We start from the raw sequence: 7,539 nt of genomic DNA on the forward strand, positions 1-7,539 counted from the left end.
GGGGCGGCGGAAAACGATCGAGGAAAGGCCTTGCCTGGCGTCCAGAGGCCGCCTACGCTCCAGGAAAGCGTTTGCCTGATACGCCGACCGGCCCGGTCCGCAGGTGTCGTTCCGGGCTCCGAGGAGGTTCCGCGTGACCGAGAACGCTCTGGACACGGCGGGCCGGCAGGCCGATGCGGCCGGCGCGCCCGCCGCATCGGCGGCGACATCGTCGACCGATGGATCGTCCACGGTGGCCGCGCCACCGCCGGGCGTCGGCGGCCGCCCGCCACGACCGACGCTCGGCCGGCGGGCGTTGATCCTCGCCGACTCGCTCTGGCGCCCGGCGCTCGTGCTGGCGGCGTTCTTCGCCGCCTGGTGGTTCGTCGCCGCCCGGGAATACGTGCCCAACTACCTGGTGCCGACCCCCGGCCAGGTCTGGGCCACGATGACCGACCAGTGGTCCGAGCTGGCCCGGCACACCATGGTCACCCTCTACGAGACGGTGCTGGGCTTCGTGCTGGCCGCCGCGCTGGGCCTGGCCGCCGCGGTCGCCATCGCCTACTCGCGCACCCTCGACAAGGCGCTCTACCCGATCGTCCTGTTCGCACAGGTCATCCCGAAGATCGCCATCGCCCCGCTGCTGGTGGTCTGGTTCGGCCTCGGTCTCACCCCGAAGATCATCCTGGCGGTGCTCATCGCCTTCTTCCCGGTGGTCATCTCCGGCGTGGCCGGGCTGCGCTCCACCGACCCGGAGCTGCTCGATCTCGCCGCCACGATGGGCGCCGGGCCGTGGCGCACCTTCCGCAAGATCCGTTTTCCGAACGCGCTGCCACACCTGATGGCCGGCCTCAAGGTGGCGGTCACCCTCGCGGTGGTCGGCGCCGTGGTCGGCGAGTTCGTCGGCGCCAGCGAAGGGCTCGGCTACGTCCTGTTGCTGGCCAACGGCAACCTCGACTCCGCGCTGCTGTTCGCCGACCTGATCCTGATGTCCGCCATCGGCATCGTCCTGTTCGTCCTGGTCGAGATCGCCGAGGCACTGCTCATTCCCTGGCACGCCAGCCGCCGGGCCGGCGTACCGCTCACCACCTCCTGACCGACCCCATCACGGAGGCACCGATGAAACGCACCGCCACCACCGTCCTGGCCACCGTCGCCCTGCTGTTCGCCGCCACCGGCTGCGGCGGGGACGACTCCTCCGGCGGCGGCACCGGCGTCGACGGCGACAAGCAGGTCACCCTGACCCTCAACTGGGTGCCCTACGGCGAGCACGCCCCGTTCTACTACGGGCTCCAGAAGGGCTACTACTCCGCCGAGGGCATCGACCTGAAGATCCTGCCGGGCAACGGCTCGGGCAACACGGTCAAGCAGGTCGCCCAGAAGCAGACCGACTTCGGCTGGGCGGACAGCCCGGTGCTGCTCAAGTCGGTGGCCAGCGGGATGCCGGTGCGCAGCCTCGGCGCGTACCTGGAGAAGGGCCCCTCCTCGGTGGAGTTCTTCGCCGAGGAGAACATCAAGACCCCGGCCGACCTGAAGGGCAAGACCGTCGGCGGCACGCCGGGCGACGCCCTCTACGCGACCTTCCCGGCCTGGCTGGAGAAGAACGGCCTCAAGCCGAGCGACGTCAAGGTGGTCAACGTGGACGCCGCCGGCAAGATCGCGGCGCTGGCCGAAGGCCGGGTCGACGCCATCATGGGCTTCTTCCACGACCAGGCGCCCACCATCGAGAGCAAGACCGGCAAGAAGGTCGACGTGCTGCTCTTCGCCGACTACGGGATGAACCTGCTCGGCACCGGCCTGATCGCCAACACCCAGACCCTGCAGAAGGACCCGGAGCTGGCCCGCAAGTTCGTCCGGGCGACCCAGAAGTCCTGGGCCGAGGCCGCGCGCGACCCGGCCGGCGCGGTGAGCGCGATGGTCGCACTCGCCGAGAACGAGCCCGCACCCGAGGTGCTCACCAAGCAGCTCACCCTCAACCTGCCGCTGATCGGCGCCGACGGCCCGCCCGGGGTGAACACCGACGCGCAGTGGACCGAGACCATCGACCTGATGTCCCGCTACGCGGAGCTGAAGGACCCGGGCGCGCCCACCGCGTACTGGGACGCCTCGTACGCGGCCCAGGGGTGACCCGGTGACCACCGCGCCGGCACGGGCCGGCACCGCCATCGGGATGTCCCGGCTGACCGTCCGGTTCAGCTCACGGCGGTCGCAGACCACCGCGCTGGACGACGTGTCGCTGGACATCGAGCCGGGGGAGTTCGTCACCATCGTCGGCCCGTCCGGCTGCGGCAAGTCCACCCTGCTGAAGATCGTCGCCGGGCTCGTCCAGCCGACCAGCGGCGAGGTGTCGCTGCTGGACCGCCCGGTGCGCGGCCCGCAGAAGGAGATCGGCTTCGTCTTCCAGAAGGCCGCGCTGCTGGAGTGGCGCGGCGCGCGGGCCAACATCCTGCTCCAGGCCGAGATGCGCGGCATGGACCGGGCACAGGCGGCCCGCCGGGCGGACGAGCTGATCGAGATGACGGGCCTGACCGGCTTCGAGAAGGCGCTGCCGCACGAGCTCTCCGGCGGCATGCAGCAGCGGGTGGCGCTCTGTCGCGCGCTGCTGCACTCCCCACCGGTGCTGCTCATGGATGAGCCGTTCGGCGCCCTGGACGCGCTGACCCGCGAGCAGATGAACGCCGAGCTGCACCGGATCTGGCGGGAGACCGGCACCACCGTGGTGCTGGTGACCCACTCCATCGCCGAGGCGGTCTTCCTCGGCACCCGGGTCGTGGTGATGAGCGCCCGGCCCGGCCGGATCATCCGCACCTTCCCGGTCGAGCTGCCGGCGCACCGCGACTACGCGCAGGTGATGTCGGATTCCCGCTTCGACCGGCTCGCCACCGACCTGCGCGGGTTGCTCGGCAGCGCGGCCGCCAACCACTGAGCGTGATCGGCACGACCAGCACGACGGAAGGAACACCATGACCCGCAGGTCGATCGGCATCATCGTCAACGGCGTGACCGGAAGGATGGGCTACCGGCAGCACCTCGTCCGCTCGCTGCTGGCCATCCGCGAGTCCGGCGGCGTGACGCTGGCCGACGGCACGACCATCTGGCCGGAACCGGTCCTGGTCGGGCGCAACGAGACGAAGCTCCGGGAGCTCGCCGAGCGACACGGGCTCACCGACTGGACCACCGACCTGACCGCGGCGCTCGCCCGCGACGACGTCGAGATCTACTTCGACGCCCAGGTCACCCAGCAGCGGGAGAAGGCGATCCGGCAGGCCATCGAGGCCGGCAAGCACATCTACACCGAGAAGCCCCTCGCCGAGGACACCGCTGGCGCGCTCGACCTGGCCCGGGCCGCCGACGCGGCCGGCGTACGCACCGGCGTGGTGCAGGACAAGCTCTTCCTGCCCGGGCTGCGCAAGCTCAAGCGGCTCATCGACGGCGGCTTCTTCGGCCGGATCCTCTCGGTGCGCGGCGAGTTCGGCTACTGGGTCTTCGAAGGCGACTGGCAGCCCGCCCAGCGTCCCTCCTGGAACTACCGGGCCGAGGACGGCGGCGGCATCGTGGTCGACATGTTCCCGCACTGGCACTACGTGCTGGAGGAGCTGTTCGGCCGGGTCGCCGCTGTCTCCTGCGTGACCGCCACCCACGTGCCCGAGCGGGTCGACGAGGCCGGCCGTAGCTACCCGGCGACCGCCGACGACGCCGCGTACGGCATCTTCGAGCTGGACGGCGGGGTGGTCGCGCAGCTCAACTCGTCCTGGTGCGTGCGGGTGCACCGCGACGAGCTGGTGGAGTTCCAGGTCGACGGCACCGAGGGCAGCGCCGTCGCCGGGCTGCGCCGCTGCCGGGTGCAGCACCGTGCGGTCACCCCGAAGCCGGTGTGGAACCCGGACCTGCCGGCCACCGAGGACTTCCGGGCCCAGTGGACCGAGGTGCCCGACAACGAGGAGTTCGACAACGGCTTCAAGGTGCAGTGGGAGGCGTTCCTGCGGCACGTCGTGGCCGGTGAGCCGTTCCGCTGGGACTTCCTGGCCGGCGCGCGCGGTGTTCAGCTCGCCGAGCTGGGGCTGCGCTCGGCCCGCGAGGGCGTCCGCGTCGAGGTGCCGGAGCTGGGCCGGTGACCGGCTCGGCGGAGGTGGTGCTGCCCGATGGGCGGCGGCACCGCCTGGCCGGGGGCAGTGGGTTCACCCGCCCGGCCGCGCCGGCGACCAGCCGGATCGCGTACGCCGCGGCGCACGTCGTTGCCGATCCGGGCGCGGAGAACGTGCCGGGCGCGCCGGCGGCGGTGGACTGGGACACGACGCTGGCCTTCCGGCGGCACCTGTGGTCGTACGGGCTGGGGGTCGCCGAGGCGATGGACACCGCCCAGCGGGGGATGGGGCTGGACTACCCGGCCACGCGGGAGTTGATCCGGCGCAGCGCCGCCGAGGCCCGCGCGGCGGGTGGGCGGATCGTCGCCGGGGTCGGCACGGACCAGCTGCCGGCCGGCCCCGCCACCCTGGCGGCGGTCACCGCGGCGTACCGCGAGCAGCTCGACGACGTACGCGAGGCGGGCGCCCGCCCGGTGCTGATGTGCAGCCGGCACCTCGCGGCCGCGGCCCGCGGGCCGGAGGACTACCTGCGGGTGTACGACGAGTTGCTGACCGCCGCCGACGAGCCGGTGGTGCTGCACTGGCTGGGCCCGATGTTCGACCCGGCGCTGACCGGCTACTGGGGCGCGGTCGACCTGGACCTGGCCGCCGACACGGTGATCGAGCTGATCAAGGCACACCAGTCCAGGGTGGACGGAATCAAGGTGTCGCTGCTGGACGCCGGGCGGGAGGTCGCGCTGCGCCGCCGGCTGCCGGCCGGGGTGCGGCTCTACACCGGCGACGACTTCCACTACCCGGAGCTGATCCGTGGCGACGAGGTGGGCCACTCCGACGCGCTGCTCGGCGTGTTCGCGGCCATCGCGCCGGCCGCCGCCGCCGCGCTGGCCGCCCTCGACGAGGGGGACCTGGCGGCGTACGACGAGATCTTCGCGCCGACCGTGCCGTTTGCCCGGCACCTGTTCGCGGCGCCGACCTGGCACTACAAGACGGGGATCGTGTTCCTGGCCTGGCTGGCCGGGCACCAGGACCACTTCACCATGGTCGGCGGCGCGCAGTCCGGCCGGTCCCCGGCGCACCTGGCCACCCTGCTCACCCTGGCCGACGCCGCCGGGCTGCTGCCCGACGCCGACCTGGCGGCCGCGCGGGCCCGGGCGCTGTTCACGGTGGCGGGGGTGACCCAGTGAGCGCGAGGAGTGAGCCGGTTCCGCGAGCCCCGCAGTCGCGAACGAAAGCCAGCCCAGTGAGCGCGAGGAGTGAGCCGGTTCCGCGAGCCCCGCAGTCGCGAACGAAAGCCAGCCCGGTGACCGGGCTGGAGCGGTTCTCGTTCAATCAGGCCACGGCCCAGCGCTGGCCGCTGCCGGAGGTGGTGGCCGGGTGTGTGGCGGCCGGCGTGCCGGGCATCGGCTTGTGGCGGGAGCCGGTGGCGGAGTACGGGCTGGCCCGCTCGGCGAAGCTGGTGCGCGACGCCGGCCTCACCGTCACCTCGCTGTGCCGGGGCGGCTTCTTCTCCGCCGACGACTGGCGGACGGAGAACCTGCGGGCCATCGAGGAGGCGGCCACCCTGGGCGCCCCCGAGCTGGTGCTGGTCTCCGGCGGGCTTCCGGCGGGCAGCCGCGACGTGGACGGCGCGAGGCGGCGGGTGGCCGACGCGATCGGCGAGCTTGCCCCGCACGCGGAGGCGGCCGGGGTGCGCCTGGCCATCGAGCCGCTGCACCCGATGTTCGCCGCCGACCGCTGCGTGATCGCCACCCTGGGCCAGGCGTTGGACATCGCCGAACGGTTCGACCCGGCGGTGGTCGGTGTGGTCGTGGACGCGTACCACGTCTGGTGGGACGACACGGTGTACGCGCAGATCGAGCGGGCCGGCGCGCGGATCGCCGCGTTCCAGGTGTGTGACTGGGTGACCCCGCTGCCGGAGGGCGTGCTGCTCGGCCGGGCGCTGCCGGGTGACGGCTGCATCGAGCTGCGCCGGCTGCGCGAGGCGGTGGACGCGGCCGGCTACCTGGGGCCGATCGAGGTGGAGGTCTTCTCCGCCGAGGTGTGGGCACGTCCGGGCGCGGAGGTGCTCGACGCGGCGATCACCGGCTACCTGCGCCACGTTGCCTGACCGGCACCCCGGCAGCGGGCCGGCCGTCGCGGACGGCTCGACCTCATCCTCGGTGGACCACCCGGCCGACGGGCGGCGGTGGCCGGCTGCTGTCGGCGCCTGGCTGGGCATCGGCACCGCCCCGGCCACCCTGGTGCTCGGCGCGGCGATGGCCGCGCGGCACGGCGGCGCCGTACCGGTGGCGGGGCTGCTGGTCGGCGGGGTGCTGATGGCCGCGCTGCTGTGGGGGCAGGGCCGGATCGGCCTGCGCCGGCCGCTCGGCGCCGGCGGGACGCTGACCGCGGTGCTCCCCGCGTACCTGGGGAGGACGTCGCGGCTGCTGCTGGCGGCCGTGCTGACCGTGTCGATGGTCGGCTGGAACGGGTTCAACGTCGGGCTGGGCGGCGCCTCGCTGGCCGCCCTCACACACCTGCCCGGCTGGGTCGGGCCGGCGCTGCTGGAGGTGGCGGTCCTCACCACCCTGAGCGCGGTGGTGCTGGTGGGCTGGTGCCTGACCGTGCTGCCGCCGCCGGGCGCGCCGGTTCGCGTCGCCGCCGGCGGGCTCGCCGACGCCGCCGCCCTGATCGGGTACGCGGCGGTCTTCGCGCTGCGCGCGCCGGACTTCAGCGTCGGTCTGGCCCGGAGGCGGGACCTGGCCTGGTGCGTGGGGCTGCTGATCGGGCCGGCGCTGCTCGGGGTGCTCGCCGGTGCCGAGCTGTGGTTGCGGACCGGCTCGGCGGACGTGGTCGCGCTCCTCGCCACCGGGTCGGGGCTGGCCGCGTACGCCAATCTGTTCGTCGCGGTGGCGGTCTTCGCGGCGGCGCTGACCACCACGTACTCCGGGGCTCTGGCGGTGCGTGGCCTGGCGCCGCGGGTGCCAGCTCGCGCGGCCATGCTCGCCGTCGCGGTGTTCGGCGGCGTGCTGGCGGTGGCGCGTTTCGACCGCCTGGTGCTGCCCTGGCTGACGCTGCTGGCCGCCGCGCTGCCGGTGCTGGTGGTGCCGATGGCCACGGAGGCCGCCGCGCGCCGGCGGGGTCGCCCCCCGCGGACCGTGCCCGCCTGGTGCTGGGTACCGCCGGCGTTGCTCGCGGTCGCCTGCACGCTCGCCGGTGTGGGCGTCGCCCCGCTGCTCGGGCTGGCCCTCGCCGGAGCGTGCACCGTGCTGTGGCGGCGTCTGCGCTGACGCGGGGAGGTGGCGCGGTGGCAGTCTTCAGGTCTCCGACGAGCGCGTGGTGTACGGGACTGTTTCCACTGGCCGCCGCGTTGGCCGACCCGGTGGTGGGGCGCGCCCTTTGCTCTGCTTCAACGGACGCGACGACTGCGGCCCGTCCCTGTTGCGCCGACTGAAGCAGAGCAAAGGACATGAAGCACTGACCCGCCCCCCTGCCC

Annotated in this window: 7 protein-coding genes; all 7 read left to right on the top strand. The window is 73.5% G+C overall.

The genetic code is table 11. From position 1 onward, the window contains the following. Positions 1-133: 133 nt before the first annotated feature. The 7 genes from DKT68_RS05940 to DKT68_RS05970 all read left to right on the top strand — a co-directional run bounded on the left by DKT68_RS05940 (position 134) and on the right by DKT68_RS05970 (position 7,333). A complete protein-coding gene (locus DKT68_RS05940) occupies positions 134-1,075 on the top strand; it encodes an ABC transporter permease (RefSeq protein WP_109816408.1) in 942 nt (313 codons plus the stop codon). Positions 1,076-1,098: 23 nt separating this feature from the next. Beyond that, positions 1,099-2,106: an ABC transporter substrate-binding protein gene (locus DKT68_RS05945; RefSeq protein ID WP_109816409.1), complete on the top strand. Its 1,008-nt coding sequence runs from the start codon at positions 1,099-1,101 to the stop codon at positions 2,104-2,106. A 43-nt stretch (positions 2,107-2,149) separates the two neighbouring features. Beyond that, positions 2,150-2,905 carry an ABC transporter ATP-binding protein gene (locus DKT68_RS05950; protein WP_330848928.1) on the top strand — a complete coding sequence of 252 codons (756 nt, stop codon included), beginning with the start codon at positions 2,150-2,152 and terminating at the stop codon, positions 2,903-2,905. A gap of 37 nt (positions 2,906-2,942) precedes the next feature. After that, positions 2,943-4,094: a Gfo/Idh/MocA family protein gene (locus DKT68_RS05955; RefSeq protein WP_109816411.1), complete on the top strand. Its 1,152-nt coding sequence runs from the start codon at positions 2,943-2,945 to the stop codon at positions 4,092-4,094. Further along, complete coding sequence (locus DKT68_RS05960; protein ID WP_109816412.1) at positions 4,091-5,248, top strand: dihydrodipicolinate synthase family protein; 1,158 nt, start codon at positions 4,091-4,093, stop codon at positions 5,246-5,248. The genes DKT68_RS05955 and DKT68_RS05960 overlap by 4 nt, the downstream gene beginning before the upstream one ends. 125 nt (positions 5,249-5,373) lie before the next feature. Beyond that, positions 5,374-6,171 (top strand): sugar phosphate isomerase/epimerase family protein, encoded by a 798-nt coding sequence (locus DKT68_RS05965; protein ID WP_109816419.1) that lies wholly within the window; start codon positions 5,374-5,376, stop codon positions 6,169-6,171. After that, positions 6,164-7,333, top strand: coding sequence for an SLC5/6 family protein (locus DKT68_RS05970; RefSeq protein ID WP_146218292.1), 1,170 nt, complete (start codon positions 6,164-6,166; stop codon positions 7,331-7,333). Before DKT68_RS05965 ends, DKT68_RS05970 begins: the two co-directional genes overlap by 8 nt. Positions 7,334-7,539: the final 206 nt, after the last annotated feature.

The organism is Micromonospora acroterricola (assembly GCF_003172955.1).
Classification (GTDB): domain Bacteria; phylum Actinomycetota; class Actinomycetes; order Mycobacteriales; family Micromonosporaceae; genus Micromonospora; species Micromonospora acroterricola.